This is a genomic window from Paraburkholderia sejongensis (assembly GCF_020880815.1).
GTDB classification, from domain to species: domain Bacteria; phylum Pseudomonadota; class Gammaproteobacteria; order Burkholderiales; family Burkholderiaceae; genus Paraburkholderia; species Paraburkholderia sejongensis.
On record NZ_JAJITD010000009.1, the window covers coordinates 107374 to 134210 of the forward strand.

Genomic DNA, 26837 nt, shown 5'->3' on the forward strand with positions numbered 1-26837 from the left:
GCGAGTTAGCGGCGGCAGCCGAAACGCTGCCGTAACCGGGCCAACGGCCCGGAACGATCTCCGCGGACCGATTCGACATGCACACCGTCGAGCCGGATTTGCACCAACCGGTTATCTCCAGTCACGCCGAGCGAGAACGCTGGAGCCACCGCATGCCAGCTCGCCACTTCCCCCAGCACAGACAAATCGTCCCGCGCTGCGCGTCGTAGTGAATTTCGGGCTCGCCGATATCCTGCGCATGTCCATTGCCGTCGAATGCCGCGTCCACGATTGGCGTTGCGGGTCTTGCGTCCGCGCGAGGCAAGGTCTGCCGAGTCCAGCGCGCCGGATTGGTATAGATGTCCCAATCCCTGATTCTCTTTTGTGAGTCGAGCACCATCGAGAACATGCCGCCCGTTATCACGTACGTGGGCTGCACGAGATTGAATTGGCGGTCTATTTCATCGCGCAGCATTTGACGATTTTCAGCGGCACTCGGAGCGGCGGAATAATCCACCCGACACGACAAGGTGAAGTTGTCCGCATCCAGCGAACGCTGACATGGGGCTGGCAGATTTGCTCGACCACGTGAACAGGGGGGAGGGTCATTTTATTGGCTTGCAAAAAACTCACCCCATCAAAACCCGCACCCCCAGCGCCAGCACGAGCGCCGGCACCATCACCAGCACCCCGACCTTCAGAAACTTCAGAAAGCTCACGTCCTCGCCTTCGCGGCGAATCGCGTTGAGCCAAAGAATCGTCGCCAGCGAGCCGGTGATCGACAGATTCGGTCCGAGGTCGACGCCGATCAGCAACGCATCGATCACGCGCTCGGGACTGTGCGCCTGCATGACCGTCGAACTCGCGATCAGCCCGGCCGGCAGGTTGTTCATCAGATTGCTGCCGAATGCGATGATCGCGCCGGCCCACCCCGCCGCGGCCATCTCGTTGCGCTCGGTCGCGCGCCGCAACTCGGCCGCGAGCGTGCTGATCACGCCGGTGTGATCGAGCATTTCGACCAGCACGAACAGCGCGGCGACCAGCGGCAACACGTTCCAGGAAATCTCGCGGATCATCGGCAGCGGCGATTTGCGCTCCTTGAGCAACACCACCAGCGCGGTCAGCGCGCCGAGTATCGCGGTCGGCATGCCGAGCTGGATGTCGTACGCGGACACCGTCAGCAGCACGCCGGCGGTCACCGTGATGCCCGCGAGCGCGACCTTGCCGCTCGCCGACAGCTTCACCGCTTCGAGATTCGCTTCGCAGACGCCGGCCAGCGCGTGGCGCTGGGTCCAGCGCAGCATCACGAACGTCGCGACGATCGACAGCAGCGACGGCAGCGCAAAACGCGCCATCCAGTGACCGAGCGGCGGCGTGTGATTGCCGTACAGCACGATGTTGGCCGGATTCGAAATCGGCAGCACGAAGCTCGCCGCGTTGGCGACGAACGCGCACACGAACAGCAGCGGCAACGGCGGCGTCTTCGCTTTCTTCGCTGCCGCGAACACGGCCGGCGTCAGCACGACGGCGGTCGCGTCGTTGGACAGAAACGCGGTGATCACCACGCCGAACAGATAGACGAGCACGAACAGCTTGCGCGGCGAACTGCGCGCATGATTGACCGCCAGCACCGCGACCCAGTCGAACAGCCCTTCGCGCCGCCCGACTTCGGACAGCAGCATCATGCCGAACAGGAACAGATAGACATCGGTGCCCTTGCCGATCGCCTCGAACGCGAGCGGCAGCGGCAGCAGCCCGAGCACCACCAGCAACACCGCGCCCGCGACGGCCCACACCGCTTCCGGCCATTTGAACGGCCGCGTGATCACGCCCGCCGTCGCGGCGGCGGCAATACCCCAGGAAAGAAAAACGGAATTCACGACGTCAGCCCGGATAATGGGTTATGTTGGCGCTCGCGCGCGGCACGCGCGAGCTCGTTGTTCGGGCCACAAATTACCACAGCCCAGATCGCGCGCGAACGCCTTTCAATTCCATTAGCGTCACGGCTACAACAATCTGTTCCCGCGTGCCCGCCTAGTCGGTTTTCTTTGGCATCCCTACTATCCGCATTCCCACGCGGCCTTTTCCAGCAACGGACCAACACGATGCAAACACAAGCTTCCGCGCGCTACCACGGCGCAGCCATCGCACTGCACTGGCTGATCGCCGCGCTGATCATCTGCGGCTTCTATCTCGGCTGGATCATGACCGACATCCCCGGTTTCACGCCGACCAAGCTCAAGTACTTTTCGTGGCACAAGTGGATCGGCGTGACTGTGTTCGCGCTCGCGCTGCTGCGCGTGCTGTGGCGCGCGACCCACCGCGCGCCCCCGCTCGACGCGGCGACGCCCGCATGGCAGAAGGCCGCCGCGCACGCGGTGCACGGCGTGCTGTATCTGCTGATGCTGGCCATTCCGCTGTCCGGCTATTTCTATAGCTCGGCGGCCGGTATTCAGGTCGTGTATCTCGGCGTCGTGCCGCTGCCGACCATCATCGGCCCGGACCAGGCGTTGAAGGCCACCTTGCGCACGGTCCACGTACTGCTCAATTACACGCTGCTTGCGCTGGTCGCGATGCATGTACTGGCCGCGCTCAAGCATCAGTTCATCGATCGCGACGGGCTGCTCGCACGGATGGTGCCGTTTTTGAAAACCCGCTGATGTGCCGCGTGCTTGCGCCCGGTAGCGCACGCGTCAGCGCGCTCGCTTGCGCTCCGACGGGCGCGCGGCAAGCGGCAAGCGGCAAGCGGCAAGCGGCAAGCGGCAAGCGGCCTGAAATGAATAACGAATGTCACATTGGCTACGACTCGTTGGCAATCAAATTCCTCGCGGTGAGCAATGCGGCCGCGCGGCTCGGATAGGATGCGTACCACTATGAAAACACCCTTTTATCTCTCCGCTCAGCGCGCGGCATTGGCTTCGGTCGCGGCGCTTACGCTGTTTGGTGCGAACCTCGCGCACGCCGACGTCGACCTCGCGAAAAGCACCGTGATCGCGACCACCAAACAGATGAACGTGCCGGTGGACGGCAAGTTCAAGAAGTTCTCCGCGCAGCTGAACTTCGATCCGGCCAAGCCGGCCGCGGGCACCGCGAGCATGTCGATCGACACCGCCAGCTACGACCTGGGCGCCGACGACTACAACAAGCAGGCGCAAGGCAAGGAATGGTTCGACAGCGCCGCGTACCCGAGCGCGACCTTCGTGTCGAGCGCGATCGCGCCGGCCGGCGGCAACCAGTACAAGGTGACCGGCAAGCTGACGATCAAGGGCAAATCGCAGACCGTCGTCGTGCCGGTGACGATTGCGAGCCAGGGCGCCACGCAGACTTTCGACGGCGCGCTGCCGATCAAACGCACGCAATTCGACGTCGGCACCGGCGAATGGAAGGACACGTCGGTGGTCGCCGACGAAGTCGTCATCAAATTTCATCTGGTCTCGGCCAAAAAATAAGCTTCGCTAACTCAGCACTCTCTCCCCCACCTATCTGGAATCCAACATGAAAAACTCTTTCCTGCTCGCCGCCGGCGCACTCGCCGCTGCCTTCTCGTTCAACGCGATGGCCGCCGATACCTATGTGCTCGATCCGACCCACACGGCGCCGAGCTTCGAGACCGACCACTTCGGCGGTCTGTCGGTGTGGCGCGGCAAGTTCACGAAGAACACCGGAACCGTCGTGCTGGATCGCGCGGCGAAGACCGGCACGCTCGAAGAAACGATCGACCTCACGTCGGTCGACATCGGCAACGACAAGCTCAACCATGAGCTGGTGTCGCCGCAGTTCTTCGATACCGCGAAATACCCGACCGCGGTCTACAAGGGCACGCAGATCCGCTTCGACGGCGACACGCCGGTCGAAGTAATCGGCACGCTGACGATGCACGGCGTGACCAAGCCGGTGAATCTGAAGATCGAATCGTTCAAGTGCATCCAGCACCCGATGCTCAAGCGCGAAGTGTGCGGCACGGAATCGACCGCGACGTTCAATCGCGACGACTTCGGCGTCGACTACGGCAAGGCGTATGGCTTCAACATGAAGACCACGCTGCATATCCAGGCTGAAGGGATCAAGCAGCAGTAAGCGTGTTGCCGCGCCGCTCGCGGCAATTCCGCAGCGGCGAGCCAGGGCGAACGCAACCCTGGCTCGCCCGTCGCGCACCGCAACGGATCGAAGATGTTTTCCGCTAGCCGCGCGCGTCAACCGAAGAACCGCAGCAGTTCCTCGGCCACCGCCCCCGGTTGCTCCTCGGGAATGAAATGCCCGCAATGGGCAATCGTCACGCCCTCCACCGCTTCGGCGTACGCGGCCAGCGGTCCGGCCATATCGACGATCGAGCCCTGATCGGCGCTCATTGCCAGCACCGGCATCCGCAATTTGCCGTTGGCGCTCAACTGCCGGTTCTGGCGCGCGGACGTCGCCGCCGCGCGATAGTAAGCCAGCCCCGCGCGCAAACCGCCTTCCTTCGTGAACACACGCTCGTATTCGTCGAGATCCGCCTCGTTGAACGCTTGCGGATTAGCGGTCTTGCGTCGTAAAAACCAGTCCAGATAAACACGCTCCTTGCCTTCGATCAGCGCTTCGGGCAAGTCGGCCACCGCGTGAAACGCGAAATGCCACGTGCGCCATGCGCGCTCGGACGCGATCGGCAGCGCATCGGGCAACGTAATGCCCGGGATACCCGCATCGAGCAGCGCGAGACTGCGCAGTTCGTCGCCGAAGCTCGCGGCATACGGATAGGCAACCCATGCGCCGACGTCGTGGGCCGCAACGTGATAACGCTGCTGACCGAGACGTCCGAGCAGAGCGTGCAATGCGTTGGCGAGCGACAGCGTGTCATAGCCTTCCAGCGGCCGGTCGGAGTCGCCCTGGCCGGGCAGGTCCGGGGCGATCACGTAATAACGTTGCCCGAGCACCGGCATGACTTTGCGCCATGCAAACCAGCTCTCCGGATAGCCCGCCAGCAGCACGACGGTCTCGCCGTCGGGGTTGCCGCCGGCCACGTAATGCAGCCGCACGCCATCGACGGTTTCGTAGCGATGCTCGAAGCCGGCGAGCACCGGGTCGGGCAACGCGGCCGGGCCCGGATTGACGAATCGTCGAGCGATCTCCTGTTGCACGTTCATCGTAAAACTCCTGCACTGGTTAAATGGAAACGATCATTTCCTAAATTGGCAAAAAAAATTTAGCGCAGTATCCGTAGCGCCTCGTCCGCCGCCGTCTGCATGTCGTGCTGCGAGCGGCCAAACTTTCCGACGAGGCGCAGCCCGTATAAAAACGCGAGCAGCGAGCGCGCGGTCGCGGCCACCGGCAGTCCCGCGGCCACCGAACCGTCCGCCTGCCCCTGTTGCAGCAGCCGGCGCAGCAGCGCTTCGGACCGCCGCATCGTCGCTTCGATCCGCCCGGCGACCTCTTCGTCGAACGTGGCGAGCGCAGTGGCGCTCGCCACGACGAGGCAGCCGCGCCGCCCTTCGCTGCCATGCGACGACTCGGCGTAAAAGCGCAGCAATGCGCGGATCTTGTGGAAGCCGTCCGGCTGACGCTCGAGCAAGCGTTGCAGTTCGGCGTTGCGGGTTTCGACATAGCGCTCGAAAGCGGCGAGAAAAACGCCGCGCTTGTCGGTGAATGCCTTGTACAGGCTGCCCGCGGTCAGCCCGGTCGCGTCGCTGAGGTCGCCGACCGAGGTGGCATGGTAGCCGCGCTCGCGAAACACGCACACCGCTCCATCCAGCACGCTGTTCATGTCGAACTCGCGCGGACGGCCGCGGCTACGGCTGCGGGACGAAGCATGATGGGGATGAGCGGTAGTCATGCCGGCGATTATAGGAAACGATCATTTCCAAATCAAGAGCGAGCGGGACCGCGAGGACCCGCCGCGCCGCATCGATGCCGGCGAGTTACCCCACTTCGGCCAGCAACTCTCGCACCGCCGCGCGCGCGTCGCGCGCGAGTTCGCGCAGATCGACGCCGTCGATCTGATCGTCCGCCACCACGCGTTTGCCCGCGCAGAACAGCGCCGCCAGCGACGGCCGCCCGCCCGAGGCCACCGGCCCGATCGCCGGATCGTGCAGCCCGAAATAGCGCGGATCGTCGAGCCGGTACACCGCGAGGTCCGCGGCGAAGCCCGGCGCGATCCGGCCGACTTCGGTCAGGCCCATCACCCGCGCGCCGCCCGCCGTGCCCCAATGAATCACGTCGGCGATGCTGGCCGCGCTCGCGCCGCCTTCGAAGCTGCCGCCGCGATAGGCCGGCTGCGCCAGCATGCCGAGCCGCGCGCGCTGCGCGAGCCAAGTCATGTGCACTTCGGAGATCATGTCGGCCGCTTCGTTCGACGCCGCGCCGTCGACGCCGATCGACACCGGCACGCCCGCGTCGGCCATCTCGCGCACCGGACAGATGCCGCTGCCGAGCCGCCCGTTGCTCTGCGGACAGTGCGCGACGCCGGTGCCGGTCTGCGCGAGCAATGCGATTTCAACGGCATCGACCTTGACGAGGTGCGCGTACCAGACGTCGCTGCCGAGCCAGTCGTGTTCGCCGCAAAACGCCACCGGCGACTGCCGGTACAGCGCGTGCGCGCTGTCCTGATAGCCGACCGTCTCCGACAGATGGCTATGCAGCCGCAAGCCGAGCTTGCGCGCGAGCGCCGCGGTCGCGCGCATCTCGGCCGGCGAGATCGAGTACAGCACGGTAGTGGGCGCCATCACGACGCGTTGCATCGCGCGCGGCGACGCATCGTGATAGCGCGCGGCGAGCCGTTCGATGTCGGCGGCGAAATCATCCAGCGTTTCGGGCCGCAACGCGGTCGGCAATTGCGCCTCGAGCTGCCGGGTTTGCGTCGCGCCGCCGCGCAGCAACACGAAACGCAAGCCGAGCTTGTCGGCTTCCTCGAACAGGATCGCCGAACTGTCGAACGGCATGTCCGGGTAGTACACATAGTTGTGGTCGGCGACCGTCGCGCAACCCGAGCGCGCGAGTTCGATCAGGCCGATACGCGCGGCAAGCCGGAAGCGCCGCTCGTCGATCAGCGCGCGAAACCGGTATGGCGTCGCCGCGAGCCACGGCGTCAGCGTCGCGTCGAGGCCGGCCGTGTCGCCCTTGAGCAGCGACTGGAACAGATGGTGATGGGTGTTGACCCACGCGGGGTAGATCACGCAATCGGTCGCGTCGACGATCGTCTCGCCCGGTCGCGGCGTCAGTGTGCCGATCGCGTCGATCGTGTCGCCGACGACGCGGATGTCGGGACCGTTCACGCGCGCGGGATCGTCGTTCGAGCCGCGGCCGCCGGTCATGATCGCGGCCGCATTGCGGATCAGCGTGGAAGTGGGCGTAGCGTGTGTCGTCATGTGCTTATGAGCCTGAAAATCAGAGTTGACTGTCGTGCCAGCCGCGCAGGCCGATGCGCGACACCCATGCGGTGAGCGCGAACAGCGCGACGCCGGTCACGGTGATCAGCAACAGCGCCGCGAACAGGCGCGGAATGTTCAACTGGAAGCCCGCCTGCAGGATCTGATACGCAAGGCCGGCGCCGGTGCCGCCGGTGCCGGCGACGAACTCCGCCACCACCGCGCCGATCAGCGCGAGGCCGCTCGAAATGCGCAGGCCGCCGAAAAAATACGGCAACGCGCTCGGAATGCGCAAACGCACCAGCGTTTGCCAGCGCGTCGCCCGGTTGATCCTGAACAGATTGACGAGGCCGGGGTTCACGCTGCGCAAGCCTAGCGCGGTGTTCGAGATGATCGGAAACAACGCGACCAGCGTCGCGCACAGCACCAGCGCGGCATCGGTGTTCTTCACCCAGATGATGATCAGCGGCGCAATCGCGACCACCGGCGTGACCTGCAACAGGATCGCGTACGGAAACAGGCTCGCCTCGATCAGCGGACTCTGCACGAACAGCAACGCGATCGCAACGCCCACCACGGTGGCGAGCGCGAATGCGAGCAACGTGATCTTCAGCGTGGCGAGCAGACTGCCGAACAGCAGCGTCGCATCCTGCACCAGCTCCGCGACGATCGCCGACGGCGACGGCACCAGATACGCGGGCACCTTCATCAGCACGCACCAGCCCTGCCAGATCGCCAGCACCAGCACGCCGACCACCCACGGCGCGAGCGCCTTCGCGACGCCCGGACGTTGCAGCCAGGGTTCGCGCGCCGGCTGCGCGGGCGCATCGTCGGCGCGCTTGGAAGAACGGGCGGACCGCACGGCAAGCACTTCTCCTGTCATCACGACACCTCACTCGGTTCGTTGGCATGCGACGCGCGATGCGCGTCCGTAATCAGTTCCGACAGCGTGCGGCAATGGCGAATGAACGGCTCGCTGACGCGCCACGCGTCGTCGCGTTCGAGCGCGCGGCCCGTGACTGCGTCGCGCGCATCGTCGATCGGCACGTCGGCGATGATGCGGCCCGGCCGCGCCTGCATCACGACGACCCGGCTCGACAGCGTCACCGCTTCGTAAATGCTGTGCGTGACGAACACCACCGTGATGCCGCGCCGTTGCCACAGCGCGCGCAAATCCTCGTCGAGGCGGTTGCGGGTGAATTCGTCGAGCGCGCCGAACGGCTCGTCGAGCAGCAGCAGGTCCGGCTCGGTCACGAGCGCGCGAGCGAGCGACGCGCGCATCTGCATGCCGCCCGACAGCTCGCGCGGCCGCGCGTTGCCGAATTTCGCGAGCCCGACGCCGGCCAGCGCGTCGGCGACGCGCGCGTCGGCTTCGCGGCGCGGCACGTGCGCGAGGTCGAGCGGCAGGCGCACGTTGTCCGCGACCGTCGCCCACGGCATCAGCGTCGCCTCCTGAAACACCATCGACATGCGCCGCCCCGGCGAGCCGAGCGTCGCGAGCGGCTGTCCCCACCAGCGCAGATGTCCGTGGCTCGGCGTCTCGATCCCGGCGATCATCTTGAGCAGCGTGCTCTTGCCGCAACCGGACGGCCCGAGCAGCGACACGAATTCGCCGGGCTCGATCGCGAGGCGCACGTCTTCGAGCGCGACCGTGCCGTTCGGATAGCGTTTGTCGACACGCTGCACCGACAGCACCGGTGCGACTTTGCTCACATAGGCTTCGGTGTCGGCCATCATGCTTGCTCCACGTGAAGAGGCACTACGTCGCGAAATACTTCGGACTCGCCATGATCGTGCAGCAGCTTGAGCAGCATGCGGCGCATCAGCAAGCCCGGCTGATCGGATTCCATATGACACTCCTGCTGGCGGCGCACGTCGATGCACGCGTCGTAGTCGGTGGCTTCCAGAATCTCGCGGTCTTCGTCGGTGATCGGGCGATCCCAGTCGATCAGTTCCTGCGACGAGCACGCGTCCTCGGTGTCGTTGCGATACAGCCATTGCGACAGCATCAGCGTGCTGTCGTCGATCGGCGTCGCGCAGTTGTAGATGATGTGATGGATGCCGCTTGCCGGATACACGCAGCCGAAGCGCCGCGCGAACGGCATGAACCAGCGGTTGATCAGATGCCGCTCGGTGATCTCCTCGGTGGTGCCGGTGATCCGATGGCTCGCCGGCGGATTGCGCACCGGCACGTGCGTCTCGGCCTCGAAGCCCCATTCGTGCGGACGGAATTCATACTTCGACGGCTTCGGGTTGTCGAACAGCCCGAAGTTGCTCTTGTGCACGAAGCTGAAGTGCGAATTGTCGAACGAGTTTTCCATCATCCGCAGCGGGCTGGTTTGCCAGCGTTCGTAGAACTGCAGGATGCGGCGATAGCCGGGCGCGCCGTCTTCGGGAAATTCGGGAATCGGTTGCAGCGGGTCTTCCAGCGCGACCCACGCGTAACCGTAGCGCTCCTCGCAGTGATATGCAGGCACCACCGCGCGCGACGGAATCGCGCCGCCGCTCGCTTGCGGAATTTTCACGCATTGACCGCTGCAGTCGTAAGTCCAGCCGTGATAGCCGCAGGCGATGTTGCCGTCGCCGTCGACGAATCCCTTCGACAGCTTCGCGGTCCGATGACAGCAGCGATCGCGCAATGCGTGCGGCTTGCCGCCCGCGCCCTTCCACAGCACGATCGGTTCGCCGAGCAGCGTGAACGGCTGCGGACCGGCATCGAGTTGGGTCATCGGCATGATTGCGTACCAGAAGCGGCGCAAAACCTGTTGACGTGTAACCAGCATGTGAGGCTCCCTGTTCTTATGCGTTCGGTTCGGGCGTGGTGGCGCCGAGTGCTTTGAGTGCGTTGAATGCGTTGAGTGCTTTGCGTGCGTTGTGCGCGAGACTCACGGCATCACCTTCGCGTTCTGGATGAATTGCAGCGTGTAGGCCGCGCGATAGTCGGTGGCGGGTTTGAGCAGCCTGGCGTCGACCATGTAGTCGAAGGTCTTCTTCCAGCGCGCGTCGGTCATCGTGCCGATGCCTTGCGTGGCCGCGTCGCCGCCGGTCACGATCTTCAGCTTCTTCAATTGCGCGACCCCGTACGCGAGTTGCGCATCGCTCATCTGCGGGTTGTCTTTCTTGATCAGCGCGTTGCCCGGCGCGGGATCGGCCAGATAGCTCTTCCATCCTTCCATCGACGCCTTCACGAAACGCGCGACCACGTCCGGCTTGTTCTTCAACGTGTCGCGCATCGTCACGATCGTCGTGTTGTACGGCGGGTAGCCGTCGTCGGCGAACAGGAAGAAGTGCGCGTTCGCATGTGCCTGTTCGGCCTGGAACGTTTCCGATGACGGATAGGCCTGCATCGCGACGTTCTGGTCGGCGAAGAACGGCTGCAGATTGAACGTGTATGGACGCGCCTGCGCTTCGGTGTAGCCGTACTTCGCCTTCAGCCACGGCCACCAGGTCGTGCGGCCCGAGCCCGCGACGAGGATCGTCTTGTTCTTCAGACCGGCGAGACTCGTCACGTCGGCGTGGGTCATCATCCCTTGCGGGTCGTACTGGAACGCGGCCGCGACCGTGGTCACCGGAATGCCCGCTTCGACGCCCGACAGCACCTGGAAGTCGTAGCCGAGCAGAAAGTCCGCCTGGCCGCCGGCCAGCAACTGCATCCCATTGACCTGCGGGCCGCCCATCTTGATCGTGACATCGAGACCGTACTTCTTGTAGATGCCGGTCGCGACCGCCTGGTAAAAGCCGCCGTGCTCGGCCTGCGCGTACCAGCTGGTCAGCAGCGTGACGTGGTCGTCGGCATGAGCGAGCGGCGCGGCGAGCGCGGCGCCGGCCAGCGCGGCGCCGCTCAAGCCGCGCGCGAACCATGAACGGCCCGATGCGGCGATACAGGACAGACGACGCAGGCGATGCAGAAGAGGCGAAAAACGCGTGACGCGCATGACGTGACTCCGTGTGGAAGTGAGGATGGTTGGAATGGTTGGAAGGTTGGGAGCGCGTTGCGGCGTTGCGGCGAGTGCGGCGGGCGTGACGGCACGCGTGACGGCACGCGCGACGGCACGCGCAAGCGGCTCGCCGCGCGCGACGGACTCGGCGCACGATGCAACACGCGCCGCGACGGACGACAACCTGATGAGGATTCGGGGCAACTGCATTGCACGCTCCTTGTCGGCGGAACCGGACGGTTCCGTTCAAACGCCGAATACGCTTCGGCGTGGGCGCACGATGCGCCCCAAGAGCAATGCCCCACGATAGCCGGCTCGATACGCCGCCTCGCTAGCCGCTTCTACTCTGTGTATGTCTATAAGCGAATGTCGTGCCAGTGCGACCAGACGCGGCGGGCAAGCGCCGCGTGCCCGCCGCTCGCCGCGCCGCCCCGCCGGCGCGCTGTGCGGCTGCACTCGCGCGACGCGGCGCGGCACCGCGCCAGTGCATCGACGGCGCTGTTTTGGCGCGAGCCGCGCGCGCTCAGCTTGGCAAGCAGGCGGGGCGCGGGTTGGCAACCTGGTGAGATGGAACATACGCTTGCGATCACTCGCAAACATCACGCGCGCGATAGAAGAACCCTGACAAAAACACTGTATGAATGTACAGTCTCGTAAAATCCCGACAAGCGCTGCATTACGCGGGCTCGCTGCGTGTCTCCACGAGCGCCGCCGAGCCGCCGAAACCCCGCCGTCCCAGTCGCGCGAAGCAACGAACCGCTATTTTTGAGTCTTAGGCATGCCAGATGAACGGCGCATAGCCCACATCGACATGGACGCCTTTTTTGCGTCCTGTGAACTATCGCAGTACCCCGAGCTGCGAGGCCAGGCCATGGTGGTGGCGGGCCGTCGCTCGGATGCGCCACGCACCAACGCGGACGGCACCCGCGAATTCTCCCGCTTGCGCGACTATGTGGGCAGAGGCGTGCTGACGACCGCGACATACGAAGCTCGCGCGTTCGGCGTGCATTCCGGAATGCCGGCGATGAAAGCGGCCCGACTGGCGCCGGACGCGATCCTGCTGCCGGTGAACTTCGACCTCTACAGAAGTTACTCGCGACTCTTCAAGGACGCGGTGCGCTCCATCAGTTCCCACATCCAGGACGTTGGAATCGACGAGGTCTACGCGGACGTATCGCTGACACCCGGCACGTCGGAAGAAATCGCCCGCAAGCTGAAGTCGGCGGTATTCGAAGCAACCAACCTCACCTGCTCTGTCGGGATCGCGCCGAACAAGCTGCTGGCAAAACTGTGCTCCGACATGCAGAAGCCAGACGGCATCACGATCGTGAGGTTCGAGGACGTGCAGTCCAAAATCTGGCCGATGGCCGCGAACCGGATCAACGGCATTGGGCCCAAGGCTAGCGCCAAACTTGCGTCGTTCGGAATCACAACTATCGGCGAGATCGCCGCACGCGACGAAGCCTGGCTCGTCGAGCACTTCGGACGCAGCTATGGCGCGTGGCTTCGCAAAGTCTCGCACGGTCTCGACGACAGGCCGGTCGTCACCTACAGCGAGCCCGTGTCGATGAGCCGCGAGACCACCTTCGAGCGCGATCTGCACGTCGTACGGCATCGCCAGGAATTGAGCGCCGCCTTTACGCGTCTGTGCGAACAGGTGGCGCTCGACCTGCAGAGAAAGGGCTATATGGCCCGGAAAATCGGCATCAAACTGCGCTTCAACGACTTCAAGACCGTCACGCGCGATATCACGCTCCCCGAGCCGATTGCCGATGCGAAAGCGTTGCGCCGCGCGGCGACCGACTGTCTGAAAAGAGTGGACCTCGTGAAATCGATCAGGCTGCTCGGAGTCAAGGCCGGCAACCTGCAACCGGCCGGGGAATCGACCGGCACCGAGTCGCCCCAGTTCACGCTGGATTTCTAGCGCCGACAAGCCGCACATACCGGCGTGCCGGCTCACCGTCTCACCGGCTCAGGCCGACTTGCCTTTTGCGAGCGACGAATACGCGGTATCGGCGGCCACAGTCGCGTTGGCATTCGCGTTGGCATTCGCACTCGCGCGCAGCGGCGGCACGTCGCAGGCACCCGCCGACAACGGCGCGGCCACCGAGAACGAAAACGTATTGATACCGTTCGCGCTTTCCGCCGACACGGTGCCGCGATGCATCTCCGCGATCGCCTTCACGATCGCGAGCCCGAGCCCGTGGTTTTCGCGGCTATTGGTGCGCGAGACTTCCGCGCGGTAGAAACGGTCGAACAGATGTTCGAGCACTTCCGGCGCGATCGGCGCGCCCGGATTGGCGACGATCACCCGTACCTGATCGCGCATCTCGCCGTCGCCGCGCGCGATCGTCACGCTGATCGTCGCGCCCGGCTCGCAGTGCTGGATCGCGTTCATCAGCAGATTGGTGCACGCGCGGCCGAACAGCGAACGGTTCACGCGCGCGAACGCGTCGCCGCGCAATTGCGCATGCACGCGCGCCTCTTCGAGCGGGATCTCCAGAAATTCCAGCGTATGCGCGACTTCAGCCGCGAGCGACGCATCGATCAGCCCGGTCGCGCGTTCGCCCTGATCGGCGCGCGCGAGGAACAGCATGTCGTTGATGATCGCGCGCATCCGCTCGAATTCCTCGAGATTCGATTGCAGCGTGTGGCGTAGATCCTCGACCGAGCGGTTGCGCGTCAACGCGACCTCGGTCTGGCCGATCAGGATCGTGACCGGCGTGCGCAGTTCGTGCGCGACGTCCGCGTTGAACGATTCGAGCCGGCCATACGCGCCGTCGAGCCGTTCGAGCGCGCCGTTAAAAGAGTTCGCCAGATCGTTCAGTTCGTGCGGCAGCGACGCGGTATTGAGCCGCTGCGAGCGATTGTTCGGACTGACCGCTGACGCGTCGCGCGTGAGCCGCGTGAGCGGCGCGAGGCCGAGGCGCGTGACCGAATAACTGAGCAGCAGCACCGCGAGGCTGCCGAGCGCGGACAGCGCGGCGAGCGCCGAGCCGAACACGCGCATCGTGCGCAGGTTCGGCGAGTAGCTGACGGCGACCTGCAACTGCATCGGCGGACGCGCGCCGTTAGGCCGTACCGACACCGTCGAAATCAGCATATCCGCGCCGCCGCCCGCCGGCGCAATGCGCGCGTACCCGCCGGGCCAGCTCTTCACGACGGTGCCCTCGACCGGCCTGCCGAAGTTGAAGTTCGGATCCATGCTCGACACCGAGTACACGGTGCTGCTGTCGTGCGGGGTCATGTCGGTGAGTTTTTCGCGGGCCATCCGCCACTTCTCGGGCGTGACCGCGTGATAGACGATGATGCGGGCGATCTGCGTGCGATCGTCGAGCGACTCGCGCAGGTGATGTTCGAGCTGCGTGCGCAGCACCAGAAAGAGCCCGGTGCCCACCAGCGTGAACACGAACAGCGCGACCAGCGCGAACATCGACGCCAGCCGCCGCGCAATCGAACGGTTCATGACGATTCAGCCTCTTCGCGTACTTCGAGCACATAGCCCATGCCGCGCACGGTATGAAGCAGTTTCGACGGGAATGGGCCGTCGAGTTTCGCGCGCAGCCGTTTGATCGCGGTTTCGACGACGTTGGTATGGCTGTCGAAATTGACGTCCCACACCAGTTCGGTGATCGCGGTCTTCGACAGAATGTCGCCCTGGCGGCGCGCGAGCACGCTGAGCAACTGAAACTCCTTCGCGGTCAGATCGAGCCGCACGCCGTCGCGGGTCGCGCGCCGGCCGATCAGATCGACGAACAGATCGCCGACCGAAATCAGCGTGGATTCCTGAGAACGCGTGCGGCGCGCGAGTGCATGCAGGCGCTCGACCAGTTCGAGAAACGAAAACGGTTTGGTCAGATAGTCGTCCGCGCCTTCGCGCAGGCCGCGCACGCGGTCGTTCACGTGGTCGCGCGCGGTCAGCATGATGACCGGCGTCGACTTGCGCAGGCGCAGCGCCTTCAGCACGCTGAAGCCGTCGCGCTTGGGCAGCATCACATCGAGGACGATCACGTCGTAATCGAATTCGGTGGCCAGATGCATGCCTTCCTCGCCGTCGAGCGCGACGTCGACGACCCAGCCCTGCTCTGTCAGACCGGAGCGCAGATAGTCGACTACCTTGTGCTCGTCTTCAACGATTAGCAATTTCATGCGCGTACCTTTCTGTGCATTATACGAAACGCCCTCTATTCGTCAGGCCGCCGTAGCGGCCCGCGCGCGCCCGTAGGGCCGCTTGATTCAGCGCGCGGGCGCGCCTGTCTGCGCGCTTGTCTGCGCGTGCTCGCTGCCGGCCGCCGCCGCGGTTTGCGGCGCGCTCGCGTCGCCGTCGTCGCTGCCCGTCCACCCGCCGCCGAGCGCCTTCACCAGCGCCACCGACAACGTCAACTGCTGGCCGTGAATCTGCACTTCCTGGCGCTCGCTCGTCAGCAGCGATTGCTGCGCGTCGATCACGTTCAGATACGCGACGAGTCCGCCCGAGTAGCGATCGTTCGCGAGCGACAGCAGCCGCCGCGCATCGTCGACCGCTTCGTGCGACTGCCTCGCCGCGCCGTCGAGCACCGACAGCCCGGTGATGCCGTCCTGCACCTGCTGGAATGCGGCGAGCACGGTCTGCCGGTAATTCGCCTCGGTCGCCTTGTAGCCGGCGCTCGCGTACTTCACGTTGGCCGCGCGCCGCCCGCCGTCGAACACCACCTGGCTGAGCGTCGCGCCGAGCGTCCACATCAGCGTCGGCGCGCTCAGCAGATTGGCGAACTGCGTGCTCTCCCAGCCGATCCCCGGGCTCAAAGTCAGGCTCGGAAAAAACGCCGCCTTGGCCACGCCGATCTGCGCATTCGCGGCGGCCATCGCGCGTTCGGCCGATGCCACGTCGGGCCGGCGTTGCAGCACGTCGCTCGGTACGCCGAGCGGAATCGCCGGCGCCTTGATGTCGAGCACTTCAGGGGCGATCGCGAACTGCGGCGCCGGCACGCCAACCAGCGCGGCGATCGCATGCTCGTATTGGGCGCGCTGATTGAGCAGCAGTTGCGCCTGCACGCGGGTCGAGTCGAGTAGCGACTTCTGCTGCAGCACGTCGAGCCCGGACACGGCGCCGAGATCGTGCTGCGCGTTCACGTAGTCGAGCGCTTTCTGTTGCAGCTTGACCGACTGGTTCAGCACGTCGAGTTCGGCGTCGAGTTCGCGCAGCGAGAAATAGTCGGTCGCGACCTCGGTGCTCAAGACGAGGCGCGCGTTCGCGAGATCGTCGGCCGATTGCTCGGCCGACGCCTGCGCCCCTTCCACCTCGCGGCGGATGCGGCCGAACAGATCGGTGTCGTAACTGAGTGTCGGCCCGAGCTGGATGTTGTTCTGCACCGTCGACTCGGTCGGCGTCGCGTAGTTGGTCAGCGGCCGGTCATGCGAAATCCGGAAGCGCGACGCCGACGCGGCGAAGTCCACTTCCGGCACGCGCTGCGCGCTGACGTTCGCGAGCGTCGCCTTCGCCTGCTCGTAGTGCGCGCTCGCGGCCGCGAGCGTCTGGTTCTGCGCGAGCGCCTGAGTCTCCAGCGACGCGAGCGTCGGGTCGGCGAAACCGTTCCACCAGTCCGGCGCGAGCGGCGCATGCGACGGCGCGGCGACCCGCCAGAACGAATCGGTGTGCCACTCGGGCGGCACCTCGGCCTGCGGGCGCCGATAGTCGGGGCCGACCGTGCAGGCGGACAGCAATGCGGCGCCGGCCAGCGCGGTGAGCGCGACCCTCACGACGCCCCCTTGCCGCTCTTTTGCGGCTGCACCTGCACGTGATCGCCGTCCGCGATCGAATCGCTCGGGTTGATGATGATCCGGTCGGTCGGCTCGATTCCGCTTTCGATTTCGAGCGTCTGGCCCAGGTCCTGCGCAATCACGACCTTGTGCAGATCGACCTTGCCGTTCGCATCGACGACCGCCAGACGCGGACCTTCCGCGCGGAACAGCAGCGCGTTGCCCGGCACGGTCAGGCGCGCATGCGCGGTGGCGGGCACGGCAACCTGCACGTACGCGCCAGGGCGCAGCCGGTCGTCGGAATTGGGCAACGTCACCTCGATCTGCAACGACCGCGTCGGCACGTCGATCGCGCCCGACATGTGCGTGATCGTGCCGTGGAACTGCTGGCCCGGCAGCTCGGCCTGGGTCACCACGACCTTCTGCCCGACCGCGACGTTCTGCGCGTACGCCTGCGGCAGTTGCACGTAGACCCGCAGCGGGTCCGACTGCGCGAGCGCGAACAGCGCGCGGCTAGTGCCGCTGCCCGCGTCGATCAGATCGCCGACATCGACGTTGCGCTGCGTGACCACGCCGGTAAACGGCGCGACGATCCGCTTGAACGATTCGAGCTGCTGCAGCCGCTTCACGTTCGCATCGGCGGCGGCCAGATTCGCGACGTCCTGCGTGTACGTGCTCTGGCGCTCGTCGAGTTCCTGTTGCGACACCGCATCGCGTTGGCGCAACTGCTGCCAGCGCTCCAGCGAGCTTTTCGCCAGCGCGAGGCTCGAACTGGTCTGTTGCCGCTGCGCCAGCGCCTGCGCGAGTTGCTGGTCGACCTCGGGTGTGTCGAGTTCGGCGAGCAGCTGGCCCTGCTTTACATGCGCGCCGATATCGGCGTACCAGTGCAGCAGATAGCCGGTCGAGCGCGCATAGATCGGCGACTCGACATAGCCGCGCAACGTGCCGGGCAGCAGCGAGCTGCCGCCGCTGTCGGTCTGCTTCGGCAGCACGATGTGCACGTACTGCTGCGCGTTCTGCTCGGTGCTCGCCGCGACCTCGCGGCTTTGCATCATGTTCGCGATCACCGTGCGCAGCGCGCCGAGCGCGAGCAGGATCAGCACGATCAGCACGGCGATCTTCGCGCGCTTCCATTCGCGATGGCGCGGCGGCAGCCGGTGCTCGCCCTCCTCGGTTTCCCGCGCGGGGATCGCCAGCGATGCATGCGTTTTTTCTGTCATCTCAATCAACCATCGTTTAACTTTGGCGCGGGCCGTCATCGCCATGGCGACGCCGCGCGAGCCGCGAGTGAATTCCGGCAAACACGACCGGCACGAAAAACAGCGTGGACACCGTCGCGAACAGCAGTCCGCCGATCACCGCGCGGCCGAGCGGCGCATTCTGCTCGGCGCCTTCGCCGAGCCCGAGCGCCATCGGGATCATGCCGATGATCATCGCGAACGCGGTCATCAGCACCGGCCGGATCCGGCTCGCGCCGGCTTCGAGCGCGGCGGTCAGCGGCGGCGCGCCGGCGGTCAGCCGTTGCCGCGCGAACGCGACCATCAGAATGCTATTGGCGGTCGCCACCCCCATCGTCATGATCGCGCCGGTCAGCGCGGGCACGCTCAGGTGCGTGCCGGTCAGAAACAGCATCCACACGATGCCGGCGAGCGCGGCCGGCAACGCGCTGACGATGATCAGCGGATCGATCCACGACTGGAAGTTCACGACGATCAGCAGATAGACGAGCACGATCGCCATCGCCACGCCGAGCCCCAGGCCGATGTACGAGCTGCGCATCGTCTGCACCTGGCCGCGCACGGTGATCGTGCTGCCGCGCGGCAGCGCCGCGCGCACCTGCTCGACGAGCTTGTCGACCTCACGCGCGACGCTGCCCAGGTCGCGCTTTTCGACGCTCACGTACAGATCGATCACCGGCCGGATGTTGTAGTGCGACACCTGCGCGAACTGGCTCTTCGGCGCGATCCGCACGAGGTTGCCGAGCAGTTGCGACGGCCCGCTCGACGAACCCGACACCGGCGTGCGCAGCAGATCGTCGATCGACGCGACCTGGTACTGCGGCGTCTGCACCTGCACCCTGTATTCGACGCCGTTGCGGTTGTTGATCCAGAAGCCCGGTGACGTCTGCGAGCTGCCCGACAGCGACACCAGCACGTTCTGCGCGACGTCGTTCGCGCTCAGCCTCAACTGCTGCAAGCGCGTGCGGTCCATATGCAGGTCGAGCACCGGTTCGTCGAGCTTCTGCTGGATGTGGGTGTCGACGGTGCCCGGAATCAGCCGGACTTCCTTGAGCAGTTTGCGCGCGACGTCGAAATTGCCCTGCTGATTGGCGCCGGAAATCTGCACGTCGACCGCGGCGGGCAACCCGAAGTTGAGAATCTGCGTGACGATGTCGGCCGGCTGGAAGAAGAACTCGACGCCCGGGAAGCGCTGCGGCAGGATCGTGCGCAGCTTGTCCATATAGACCTGCGACGGCTGGTGGCCTTCGTTCAGTGCGATCTGGATTTCGCCGTCGAGCGTGCCCATCGTGCCCGAGTTGCTGTACGACAGGTTGATGCCGCTATACGGCAGCCCGAGGTTGTCGAGGATCGTGCCGAGATCTTTGGGCGGCACCACTTCGCGAATCACCTGCTCGACTTCATCGGCGAGGCGCGCGGTTTCCTCGATCCGCGTGCCGGTCGGCGCGCGCATATGCAGGCGGATATCGCCCGCGTCGACGTTCGGAAAGAAGTCCTCGCCGAGCGCGAACGCGAGCCCCATCGACAGCACGCAGAACGCGAGGAACAGGCTGCCGAACAGCTTGCGGCGCACCAGCAGGCTGCTCAGGATCATGATGTAGCCCGCGCGCATCCGCTCGAAGCCGGCATCGAAACGGTGATAGAGCCGCATGAACCGGTTCGGCTTCGCGCCCTCCTTCGGCGTGTGCGCGTGGCCCATCAGCAGCATCGCGAGCGTCGGCACCAGCGTGCGCGACAGGATGTACGACGCGAGCATCGCGAACACCACCGCTTCGGCGAGCGGCACGAACAGATAGCGGGCGACGCCGGTCAGGAAGAACATCGGCACGAACACGATACAGATACACAGCGTCGACACCAGCGCCGGCACCGCGATTTCGCCGGCGCCGTCGAGAATCGCGTCGTGCAGATTGGTGCCTGCATGCAGATGCCGTTCGATGTTTTCGATCGTCACGGTGGCGTCGTCGACAAGAATGCCGACCGCCAGCGCGAGACCGCCGAGCGTCATGATGTTGATAGTCTGCCCGAGCGCGTGCAGCGCGAGCAGCGACGCGAGAATCGACAGAGGAATCGAGATCGCGATGATGCAGGTGCTGCGCCAGTTGCCGAGAAACAGCAGGATCATCGCGGCGGTCAGCGCGGCGGCGACGAGCGCCTCGCGCACCACGCCCTGCACCGCCGCCTTCACGAACACGGACTGATCGAACAGCGCGGTAATCTGCAGATCGGGCGGCAGTGCGGCGCGCGCGTCCGGCAACAGTCCTTTCAACGTATCGACGATCGACAGCGTCGACGCATTGCCGTTCTTCAACACCGACATCAGCACGCCGCGATGGCCGTTCTGCCGCACGATATTGGTCTGCGGCGAGTAGCCGTCGCGCACGTGCGCGACTTCGCGCAGATAGGTGGTCGCGCCGTTGACGGTGCGCACCGGAATATCGTTGAGCCCTTCGATCGTCTCCGGCGAGCCGTTCATGTTGACCGTGTATTCCTTCGGGCCGATCTTCGCGGTGCCGGTCGGCAGAATCAGGTTCTGCGCATTGAACGCGTCGACCACGTCGGTCGGCGTCAGCCCCTTGGCGAGCAGCGCGCGGGTGTCGAGGTCGACCGAGATCAGCCGCGACTTGCCGCCGTACGGAAACGGCACCGCCGCGCCCGGAATCGTCACCAGTTGCGGGCGCAGGAAGTTCAGCGCGGTGTCGTTCAGATCCTGCTCGGAGAGCTTCGGACTCGACAGGCCGAGCTGGATCACCGGAATACTGGAAGCCGAATAGCTGATCACCAACGGCGCGGTCGCGCCCGGCGGCATCTGTTTGAGCTGCGCCTGCTCGACCGCGACGGTCTGCGCGATCGCGGTCTGGATGTTCGCATTCGGCTGCAGAAACACCTTCAGGATCGCAATGCCGGGCAACGATTGCGATTCGATGTGCTCGATGTCGTTGACCGTGGTGGTCAGACTGCGCTCGTTGACCGAGGTCATCCGGTTGGCCATGTCTTCGGCCGACAGACCGGTGTACGTCCAGATGATGCTGACCACCGGAATATTGATTTCGGGCAGCACATCGACGGGCGTGGTGAACAGCACGAAGGGCGTCGCCAGTACGATCAGAATCGCCATCACGATGAACGTGTATGGCCGCTTAAGCGCTACGTTGACGATCCACATTGAAACGGGCCGGAGAGGATTGCGGGAGAGGAGGTATGTGTAATTCTGCGCTTATGCTAGATCGTTAGGGCCAACGCCTGCATGGCGCGAAAATGGCGGAACTGTCAGGAAGGTTTTCGTAAGCATTAACGGGCGTTTATGCGTGCGGAGCAATGCGCGGCAATTGCGGACAGGCAAACGTTTGTTCAATAAAGTTAGCGCCCGTTAATGCAATAGTTGCGAGTCCCGAACGGGTCGCGCAGCGGAAATATCCGGAAACATGCTTTAATCTGACTCGCGAAAAAAAAGCGGCGTCCCGTTCACGGCGGCGCTACGGGGCACTTACCCGGCACTTACCAGCACTTACCGGTAGCGGGCACATTTTCTGCTGGTGGCTTCTCCGAATAAGCAATGCAATGAGGCGACGTGCTGCGCGCAACGCGCCCGTACACGATAAAGCCAGGGACGAACTCATGTGTGGCGACGAACAAGGCGGTCCTTCCATTCCTGACGACTGGTGCCGGCGCTGGATCAACGCGGTCAGCGACTACGCGGTAATCGGCCTCGCGCCGGACGGCACCGTAAAGACATGGAACGCGGGCGGCGAAAGCATTCACGGTTTCAAGGCCGACGAAGTAATCGGTCGATCTTTCGAAATTTTCCACACCGACGAAGACCGCCGCCAGGGCAGCGCGGCCGCCGCGCTCGAGGAGGCCCGCCGCGCCGGCCGGGTCGAATCCGAGGGCTGGCGGGTGCGCAAGGATGGCTCGCGGTTCTGGGCCAACGTGGTGATCACGGTGCTGAAGGACGACGCGGGCCGCGTGCTCGGCTTCGGCAAGATCGTGCGCGACATGACCGACAAGCGCCGTGCGCACGAAGCGGTCGTCGAAAGCGAACGGCGTTTCCGGATGCTGGTCAACGGTGTCACCGATTACGCGATTTTCATGCTGTCGCCCGACGGCATCGTCACGAACTGGAACGCGGGCGCACACCGGATCAAAGGCTACGACGCCGACGAGATCATCGGCTCGCATTTCTCGCGCTTCTATACGCCGGACGACGCGAAGGCGGGACTGCCGCAACGCGGACTGTCGATCGCCGCGCGCGAGGGCCGCTTCGAATCGGAAGGCTGGCGCGTGCGCAAGGACGGCCGGCGTTTCTGGGCGCACGTGGTGATCGATGCGATCCGCGACGAACAGGGCGAGCTGGCCGGGTTTGCAAAAATCACCCGCGACATCACCGAACGGATGGAGGCGAGCCGCGCGCTCGAACAGACTCGCGCCGCGCTGTTCCAGGCGCAGAAGATGGAAGCGGTCGGCAAGCTGACCGGCGGCGTCGCGCACGACTTCAACAACGTGTTGCAGGTGCTGCGCGGCAACCTCGAACTGCTCGACAGCCGCCATCATCGCGACGCATGGACCCGCGACCGCGTCTACAAGGCCATCGACGCGGTCGAGCGCGGCTCGAAGCTCGCGTCGCAGCTGCTCGCGTTCGGGCGCCAGCAGCCGCTGCAACCGGTCGTGATCAACCTCGCGGCCGCGCTGCGCGGGATGGACGATCTGCTGCGCCGCGCGCTCGACGAAACCATCTCGATCGAGACGGTCGTCGCGGGCGGGCTGTGGAATACGCTGGTCGACATTCATCAGCTGGAAAACGTCGTGCTGAATCTGGCGATCAATGCGCGCGACGCGATGCCCGAGGGCGGCCAGCTGACGCTGGAGCTGTCCAACGCGATGCTCGACGACGACTACGTTGCGTCGGTGCCGGAGCTGGCCCCCGGCCAGTACGTGCTGCTGGCGGTCACCGATACCGGCACCGGCATGCCGCCCGACGTGGTGAGCCGCGCGTTCGATCCGTTCTTCACGACCAAGCCGGAAGGCCGCGGCACCGGCCTGGGCCTAAGCACCGCGTACGGCTTCGTCAAACAGAGCGGCGGCCATATCGGCATCTACAGCGAACCGGGCCACGGCACCACCGTCAAGATCTATCTGCCGCGCTCCACCGGCGAGGCCGTCGAACCGCCGCCGCGCACGCGCGGCGCGGTCAAGGGCGGCACCGAAGTGATCCTCGTCGTCGAGGACGACCGCAAGGTGCAGTCCACCGCGATCGACACGCTGTCCGCGCTCGGTTATCGCGTGCTGAAAGCCGACGATGCGCAGGAAGCGCTGACCGTGCTGCGCAGCGGTGTCGAGGTCGACCTGCTGTTCTCCGACGTGGTGATGCCGGGACCGCTGCGCAGCCCCGAGATGGCCGCGCAGGCGGTGCTGCTGCAACCGGACATGAAGGTGCTGTTCACGTCCGGCTATACGCAGAATGCGATCGTCCACGGCGGGCGGCTCGACCCCGGCGTCGAATTGCTCAGCAAACCTTATAGTCGCGAGCAGCTTGCTCGCAAGATCCGCCAGATGCTCGACAAGCGCGGCGCGGCGGCGGCGGCGGCGGCGCCGGCGGCCAGCGCGCCCGCCTCCACCGCGGCCGCGAACGGGCAGGCGCTGCGCATCCTGCTGGTCGACGACGACGCGAATCTGTCGGACGCGGTCAAGGAACAACTCGCGCTGAGCGGTCACGCGGCCAAGGCGACAACCTCGCCTGACGATGCGTTGCAGTGGCTCGCCGGCGAACCGTTCGACGTCCTGATCACCGATCTTAAAATGCCCGGCATCGACGGCGTCGAACTCGCGAAGCAGGCGGCCGCGCGGCAGCCGTCGCTGTGCGTGGTGTTTTCGTCCGGCTATGAAATGCCGCTGCTGCCGGCGGTGCCGTTCAAATGGGCGGCGTTGCGCAAGCCGTTCGCGATCGACGAACTCGACGCTGTGCTGCGCGGGTTTCAGGATTGACGCGGCGGCGGCCACGCAAGGTGTGCCGCCGCGCAAACCGGCAACTGTATCTGTGAGTTAGGGCCAGCGGCGCGCACAATCGCCTGCTCCACCCGCCCGCGCCTCCATCATGATCGCCAGCCCGCTGCTCACCGCCGATGTCCTGATCGCCTACAGCGCCTACTTCGTCGGCACCGCGAGCCCGGGGCCGAGCAATCTCGCGATCATGTCGCTGGCGATGAGCGCCGGCCGGCGCGCGGCGCTGGTATTCGCACTGGGCGTGGTGTCGGGCTCGTTCTCGTGGGCGCTGCTCGCGTCGCTGGGGTTATCCGCGGTGCTCGCCAGCTACTCGCAGTGCCTCGTCGCGATCCGGATCGCGGGCGGGCTGTATCTGCTGTGGCTCGGCTTCAAATCCGCGCGCTCGGCGCTCAGCGCAAAGCCCCCCGCGATGCGCGCGGCACGCGCCGACGAACCGCTCGGGCGGCTCTATCTGCGCGGCCTGCTGCTGCATCTGACCAACCCGAAAGCCGTGCTCGTGTGGATGTCGATCGTGTCGCTGGCGCTCTCGCCGGTCCATGGCGCGGCCCATGTGATGCCGGTGGTGCTCGGCTGCATGGCGATCGGCGCGGCCGTGTTCAGCAGCTACGCGGTGCTGTTTTCGACCGCGTCGGCGCGGCGGATCTACGCGGCGATCCGGCGCTGGCTCGACGGCTCGCTCGCGGTGATGTTCGGGATTGCCGGGCTGAAGCTGCTGACGTCGCGCAACTAGCGCGGCCTTGCGCCGTCACGGCGCGCCCTTCACCTGCTCGTGCGGCTTCTCGACTCCGGCCGTGCGCAGCGCCTCATGCAGCGTGCCGAAAATGCAGCGCTCCTCGATGACCGGCGTGATCCCATGCCGGTCCATATCGGCACGCAGATAACGATTCACACGCGCGAACACGATCTCGATCCCGCTCTTTTTCAACTGCGTACACAGGTCGCCGACCGAGCGCGCCGCCGAATAGTCGAGGTCCGTAATCGCGCTCGCGTCGACCACGAACCAGCGCACCGGATGCGGCGCGCGATCGATCAGCCGGCGCGAATCCTCGACGAAAAAATGATCGTTCGCATAAAACAGATCGGCGCCGAAGCGATAGACGATCAGCCCCGGCGCGGTCTCGATGCCCGGCACCGCCGGCACCGGCACCCACTGGCCGTCGTCACCGGGCGCGAGCAGCATCGTGTGCGGACGGTAGCTGTGACGCACGTGCCGCAGCAGCGACAGCGCGACCGCCACCAGAATGCCGTGCTCGACGCCGATCAGCACGACCGCCGCCGCGGTGAACAGCGCGAGGATGAATTCGCCGGGACTTTCGCGGCGAATCGCGACCAGCGCGCGCGCGTCGATCAGACCGACCGCGATCGTAAACACGATGCTCGCCAGAATGCAGTGCGGCAGGTACTGCAGAAAACGGCTGAAAAACAGCAGCACGATCACCACCACCAGCGCGAACGCGAGTTGCGCGAACTGGCTGCGGGTGCCGGCGCGATCGCCCATCGCGGTCTGCGTCGGGCTGCCGTTGACGACGAACGCGCCCGAAATCGCGGCGGCCGCGTTGGCCGCCGCGATGCCGAGCAGGTCCGCGTTGGTATCGATCGGTTCGCGATAGCGCTCGGCGAACACGCGGCTCGCGGCCGCGCTCTGCGCGACGATCATCACGAAGCAGGACGCGGCAACCGGAATCAGATCGAGCAGTTGCTGCCACGTCACGAGCGGAATGCGCAGCGGCGGCAGGCCGCCCGCGACCGGCCCGAGGATCGAGATGCCATGCGCGGCGAAGTCGAGGCCGTCGCTGGCCGCGATCCCGGCGACGACCGCGAACAGCGGCACCGGCAGCCGCGGCCACCAGCGTTTGCACAGCAGGATCGCGGCGACCACCGCGAGCGAAATCGCCAGCGTCGGCAGATGGATGTGTCCAACCTCGCGCACCACCAGCAGCAATTGATCGACGCTCCTTGCCGCATGGCCCGACACGCCGAGCATGTCGCCGAGCATCGCGATGCCGACCTGCACGCCGACCCCGGCGAGAAAGCCGACCAGCACGGTGCGCGACAGGAAATCGGCGAGAAAGCCGAGCTTGAAGATGCGCGCGATCAGCAGCAGCGCGCCGGTCAGCAACGCGACCATCGCGGCGAGCGTCGCGTATTCGGCGCTGCCGGCCGGGGCCATCGTCGCCAGCCGGCTCGCGAAAATCGTCGCGGTCGCGGAGTCGGCGGCGACCACCAGATGCCGCGACGCGCCGAAGAACGCGAACGCGATCAGCGGTAGAAACACCGTGTAAAGCCCGGTGACCGCCGGCATCCCGGCGATGCGCGCGTAGCCGAGCACCTGCGGAATGTCCATCGACGCAAGCTGCACGCCGGCCAGCGCATCGCGCGCGGCCGCGGCCCGGTTCAACGGAAGAATGCCCTTCAGCACGTTCGCGCATGCCGCGAACTTTTGCAGAGAAAATTGCATACGCGATGCCGCCCTAAAACCCGGTGTATCGCGCATCGTGCCGCGAGTGCGCATGCAAAGGCAAGCGCTGATCGCGCCGCGAACAGCCTATTGAGAAAACGGCAAAGAGAAAGTAAATCGAAAGGAAATCCGCAGGCTGCCGGTTTAA

The 26837-nt window shown here is 65.5% G+C and carries 21 protein-coding genes; 6 read left to right on the forward strand and 15 right to left on the reverse strand.

Features of this window, described 5'->3' with window-relative positions; genetic code table 11:
* Nucleotides 1–121 precede the first annotated feature (121 nt).
* Together LJ656_RS18840 and LJ656_RS18845 are read right to left on the reverse strand one after the other, a co-directional pair.
* Complete coding sequence (locus tag LJ656_RS18840) at nucleotides 122–454, reverse strand: hypothetical protein (protein WP_230510890.1); 333 nt, start codon at nucleotides 452–454, stop codon at nucleotides 122–124.
* A gap of 154 nt (nucleotides 455–608) precedes the next feature.
* Nucleotides 609–1859 (reverse strand): arsenic transporter, encoded by a 1251-nt coding sequence (locus tag LJ656_RS18845; protein WP_230510891.1) that lies wholly within the window; start codon nucleotides 1857–1859, stop codon nucleotides 609–611.
* 225 nt (nucleotides 1860–2084) lie between these two features.
* Here LJ656_RS18845 and LJ656_RS18850 point away from each other — a divergent pair, with 225 nt between their 5' ends.
* From LJ656_RS18850 to LJ656_RS18860, 3 genes are all read left to right on the forward strand, one after another.
* The gene (locus LJ656_RS18850) at nucleotides 2085–2639 is read left to right on the forward strand and encodes a cytochrome b (RefSeq protein ID WP_230510892.1); all 555 of its coding nucleotides are present in this window, start codon (nucleotides 2085–2087) and stop codon (nucleotides 2637–2639) included.
* A 213-nt stretch (nucleotides 2640–2852) separates the two neighbouring features.
* The gene (locus tag LJ656_RS18855; RefSeq protein ID WP_230510893.1) at nucleotides 2853–3428 is read left to right on the forward strand and encodes a YceI family protein; all 576 of its coding nucleotides are present in this window, start codon (nucleotides 2853–2855) and stop codon (nucleotides 3426–3428) included.
* Between the two features lie 46 nt (nucleotides 3429–3474).
* The gene (locus LJ656_RS18860) at nucleotides 3475–4056 is read left to right on the forward strand and encodes a YceI family protein (RefSeq protein ID WP_230510894.1); all 582 of its coding nucleotides are present in this window, start codon (nucleotides 3475–3477) and stop codon (nucleotides 4054–4056) included.
* A 116-nt stretch (nucleotides 4057–4172) separates the two neighbouring features.
* Here LJ656_RS18860 and LJ656_RS18865 read toward each other — a convergent pair whose 3' ends face one another.
* The 7 genes from LJ656_RS18865 to LJ656_RS18895 all read right to left on the reverse strand — a co-directional run bounded on the left by LJ656_RS18865 (nucleotide 4173) and on the right by LJ656_RS18895 (nucleotide 11251).
* Complete coding sequence (locus LJ656_RS18865; RefSeq protein WP_230510895.1) at nucleotides 4173–5099, reverse strand: alpha/beta fold hydrolase; 927 nt, start codon at nucleotides 5097–5099, stop codon at nucleotides 4173–4175.
* A 59-nt stretch (nucleotides 5100–5158) separates the two neighbouring features.
* A complete protein-coding gene (locus LJ656_RS18870) occupies nucleotides 5159–5716 on the reverse strand; it encodes a TetR/AcrR family transcriptional regulator (RefSeq protein WP_230510896.1) in 558 nt (185 codons plus the stop codon).
* Between the two features lie 154 nt (nucleotides 5717–5870).
* The gene (locus LJ656_RS18875; protein ID WP_230510897.1) at nucleotides 5871–7316 is read right to left on the reverse strand and encodes an isoxanthopterin deaminase; all 1446 of its coding nucleotides are present in this window, start codon (nucleotides 7314–7316) and stop codon (nucleotides 5871–5873) included.
* Nucleotides 7317–7335: 19 nt separating this feature from the next.
* Complete coding sequence (locus LJ656_RS18880; RefSeq protein ID WP_230511095.1) at nucleotides 7336–8199, reverse strand: ABC transporter permease; 864 nt, start codon at nucleotides 8197–8199, stop codon at nucleotides 7336–7338.
* A complete protein-coding gene (locus LJ656_RS18885) occupies nucleotides 8199–9053 on the reverse strand; it encodes an ABC transporter ATP-binding protein (RefSeq protein WP_425605960.1) in 855 nt (284 codons plus the stop codon). Before LJ656_RS18885 ends, LJ656_RS18880 begins: the two co-directional genes overlap by 1 nt.
* Nucleotides 9050–10099 (reverse strand): aromatic ring-hydroxylating oxygenase subunit alpha, encoded by a 1050-nt coding sequence (locus tag LJ656_RS18890; RefSeq protein WP_230510898.1) that lies wholly within the window; start codon nucleotides 10097–10099, stop codon nucleotides 9050–9052. The genes LJ656_RS18885 and LJ656_RS18890 overlap by 4 nt, the downstream gene beginning before the upstream one ends.
* Nucleotides 10100–10201: 102 nt before the next feature.
* A complete protein-coding gene (locus tag LJ656_RS18895; protein WP_230510899.1) occupies nucleotides 10202–11251 on the reverse strand; it encodes an ABC transporter substrate-binding protein in 1050 nt (349 codons plus the stop codon).
* A 781-nt stretch (nucleotides 11252–12032) separates the two neighbouring features.
* On the opposite strand from LJ656_RS18895, the gene dinB reads away from it, so the two are divergent.
* On the forward strand, nucleotides 12033–13178 hold the full coding sequence (dinB, locus tag LJ656_RS18900; protein ID WP_230510900.1) for a DNA polymerase IV: 1146 nt from the start codon (nucleotides 12033–12035) through the stop codon (nucleotides 13176–13178).
* 48 nt (nucleotides 13179–13226) lie between these two features.
* Here the strand turns inward: dinB and LJ656_RS18905 are convergent, their stop codons facing one another.
* From LJ656_RS18905 to LJ656_RS18925, 5 genes are all read right to left on the reverse strand, one after another.
* Nucleotides 13227–14720, reverse strand: a complete 1494-nt coding sequence (locus tag LJ656_RS18905; protein ID WP_230510901.1) for a heavy metal sensor histidine kinase — start codon at nucleotides 14718–14720, stop codon at nucleotides 13227–13229.
* The gene (locus LJ656_RS18910; protein ID WP_230510902.1) at nucleotides 14717–15403 is read right to left on the reverse strand and encodes a heavy metal response regulator transcription factor; all 687 of its coding nucleotides are present in this window, start codon (nucleotides 15401–15403) and stop codon (nucleotides 14717–14719) included. Before LJ656_RS18910 ends, LJ656_RS18905 begins: the two co-directional genes overlap by 4 nt.
* A gap of 87 nt (nucleotides 15404–15490) precedes the next feature.
* Complete coding sequence (locus LJ656_RS18915) at nucleotides 15491–16993, reverse strand: efflux transporter outer membrane subunit (protein ID WP_230510903.1); 1503 nt, start codon at nucleotides 16991–16993, stop codon at nucleotides 15491–15493.
* Entirely contained in the window at nucleotides 16990–18213 is a 1224-nt protein-coding gene (locus tag LJ656_RS18920) for an efflux RND transporter periplasmic adaptor subunit (RefSeq protein ID WP_230510904.1), read from the reverse strand. Before LJ656_RS18920 ends, LJ656_RS18915 begins: the two co-directional genes overlap by 4 nt.
* 16 nt (nucleotides 18214–18229) lie before the next feature.
* Nucleotides 18230–21397, reverse strand: a complete 3168-nt coding sequence (locus LJ656_RS18925; protein WP_230510905.1) for an efflux RND transporter permease subunit — start codon at nucleotides 21395–21397, stop codon at nucleotides 18230–18232.
* A 452-nt stretch (nucleotides 21398–21849) separates the two neighbouring features.
* On the opposite strand from LJ656_RS18925, the gene LJ656_RS18930 reads away from it, so the two are divergent.
* Both LJ656_RS18930 and LJ656_RS18935 read left to right on the forward strand, forming a co-directional pair.
* Nucleotides 21850–24213 (forward strand): PAS domain S-box protein, encoded by a 2364-nt coding sequence (locus tag LJ656_RS18930; protein WP_230510906.1) that lies wholly within the window; start codon nucleotides 21850–21852, stop codon nucleotides 24211–24213.
* Between the two features lie 109 nt (nucleotides 24214–24322).
* Nucleotides 24323–24961: a LysE family translocator gene (locus LJ656_RS18935; RefSeq protein WP_230510907.1), complete on the forward strand. Its 639-nt coding sequence runs from the start codon at nucleotides 24323–24325 to the stop codon at nucleotides 24959–24961.
* A gap of 15 nt (nucleotides 24962–24976) precedes the next feature.
* On the opposite strand, the gene LJ656_RS18940 is transcribed toward LJ656_RS18935, so the two are convergent.
* A complete protein-coding gene (locus LJ656_RS18940) occupies nucleotides 24977–26689 on the reverse strand; it encodes a SulP family inorganic anion transporter (protein WP_230510908.1) in 1713 nt (570 codons plus the stop codon).
* Nucleotides 26690–26837: the final 148 nt, after the last annotated feature.

Bases quoted from the DNA above. Each gene is read 5' to 3' on its own strand.
- LJ656_RS18935 (WP_230510907.1), top strand. From the start codon at position 24,323: ATGATCGCCAGCCCGCTGCTCACCGCCGATGTCCTGATCGCCTACAGC.
- LJ656_RS18860 (WP_230510894.1), top strand. From the start codon at position 3,475: ATGAAAAACTCTTTCCTGCTCGCCGCCGGCGCACTCGCCGCTGCCTTC.
- LJ656_RS18890 (WP_230510898.1), bottom strand. From the start codon at position 10,099: ATGCTGGTTACACGTCAACAGGTTTTGCGCCGCTTCTGGTACGCAATC.
- LJ656_RS18850 (WP_230510892.1), top strand. From the start codon at position 2,085: ATGCAAACACAAGCTTCCGCGCGCTACCACGGCGCAGCCATCGCACTG.
- LJ656_RS18925 (WP_230510905.1), bottom strand. From the start codon at position 21,397: ATGTGGATCGTCAACGTAGCGCTTAAGCGGCCATACACGTTCATCGTG.
- LJ656_RS18920 (WP_230510904.1), bottom strand. From the start codon at position 18,213: ATGACAGAAAAAACGCATGCATCGCTGGCGATCCCCGCGCGGGAAACC.
- LJ656_RS18940 (WP_230510908.1), bottom strand. From the start codon at position 26,689: ATGCAATTTTCTCTGCAAAAGTTCGCGGCATGCGCGAACGTGCTGAAG.
- LJ656_RS18895 (WP_230510899.1), bottom strand. From the start codon at position 11,251: ATGCGCGTCACGCGTTTTTCGCCTCTTCTGCATCGCCTGCGTCGTCTG.
- LJ656_RS18865 (WP_230510895.1), bottom strand. From the start codon at position 5,099: ATGAACGTGCAACAGGAGATCGCTCGACGATTCGTCAATCCGGGCCCG.
- LJ656_RS18870 (WP_230510896.1), bottom strand. From the start codon at position 5,716: ATGAACAGCGTGCTGGATGGAGCGGTGTGCGTGTTTCGCGAGCGCGGC.
- LJ656_RS18875 (WP_230510897.1), bottom strand. From the start codon at position 7,316: ATGACGACACACGCTACGCCCACTTCCACGCTGATCCGCAATGCGGCC.
- LJ656_RS18905 (WP_230510901.1), bottom strand. From the start codon at position 14,720: ATGAACCGTTCGATTGCGCGGCGGCTGGCGTCGATGTTCGCGCTGGTC.
- LJ656_RS18930 (WP_230510906.1), top strand. From the start codon at position 21,850: ATGTGTGGCGACGAACAAGGCGGTCCTTCCATTCCTGACGACTGGTGC.
- LJ656_RS18885 (WP_425605960.1), bottom strand. From the start codon at position 9,053: ATGATGGCCGACACCGAAGCCTATGTGAGCAAAGTCGCACCGGTGCTG.
- LJ656_RS18910 (WP_230510902.1), bottom strand. From the start codon at position 15,403: ATGAAATTGCTAATCGTTGAAGACGAGCACAAGGTAGTCGACTATCTG.
- dinB (WP_230510900.1), top strand. From the start codon at position 12,033: ATGCCAGATGAACGGCGCATAGCCCACATCGACATGGACGCCTTTTTT.
- LJ656_RS18855 (WP_230510893.1), top strand. From the start codon at position 2,853: ATGAAAACACCCTTTTATCTCTCCGCTCAGCGCGCGGCATTGGCTTCG.
- LJ656_RS18880 (WP_230511095.1), bottom strand. From the start codon at position 8,199: ATGACAGGAGAAGTGCTTGCCGTGCGGTCCGCCCGTTCTTCCAAGCGC.
- LJ656_RS18840 (WP_230510890.1), bottom strand. From the start codon at position 454: ATGCTGCGCGATGAAATAGACCGCCAATTCAATCTCGTGCAGCCCACG.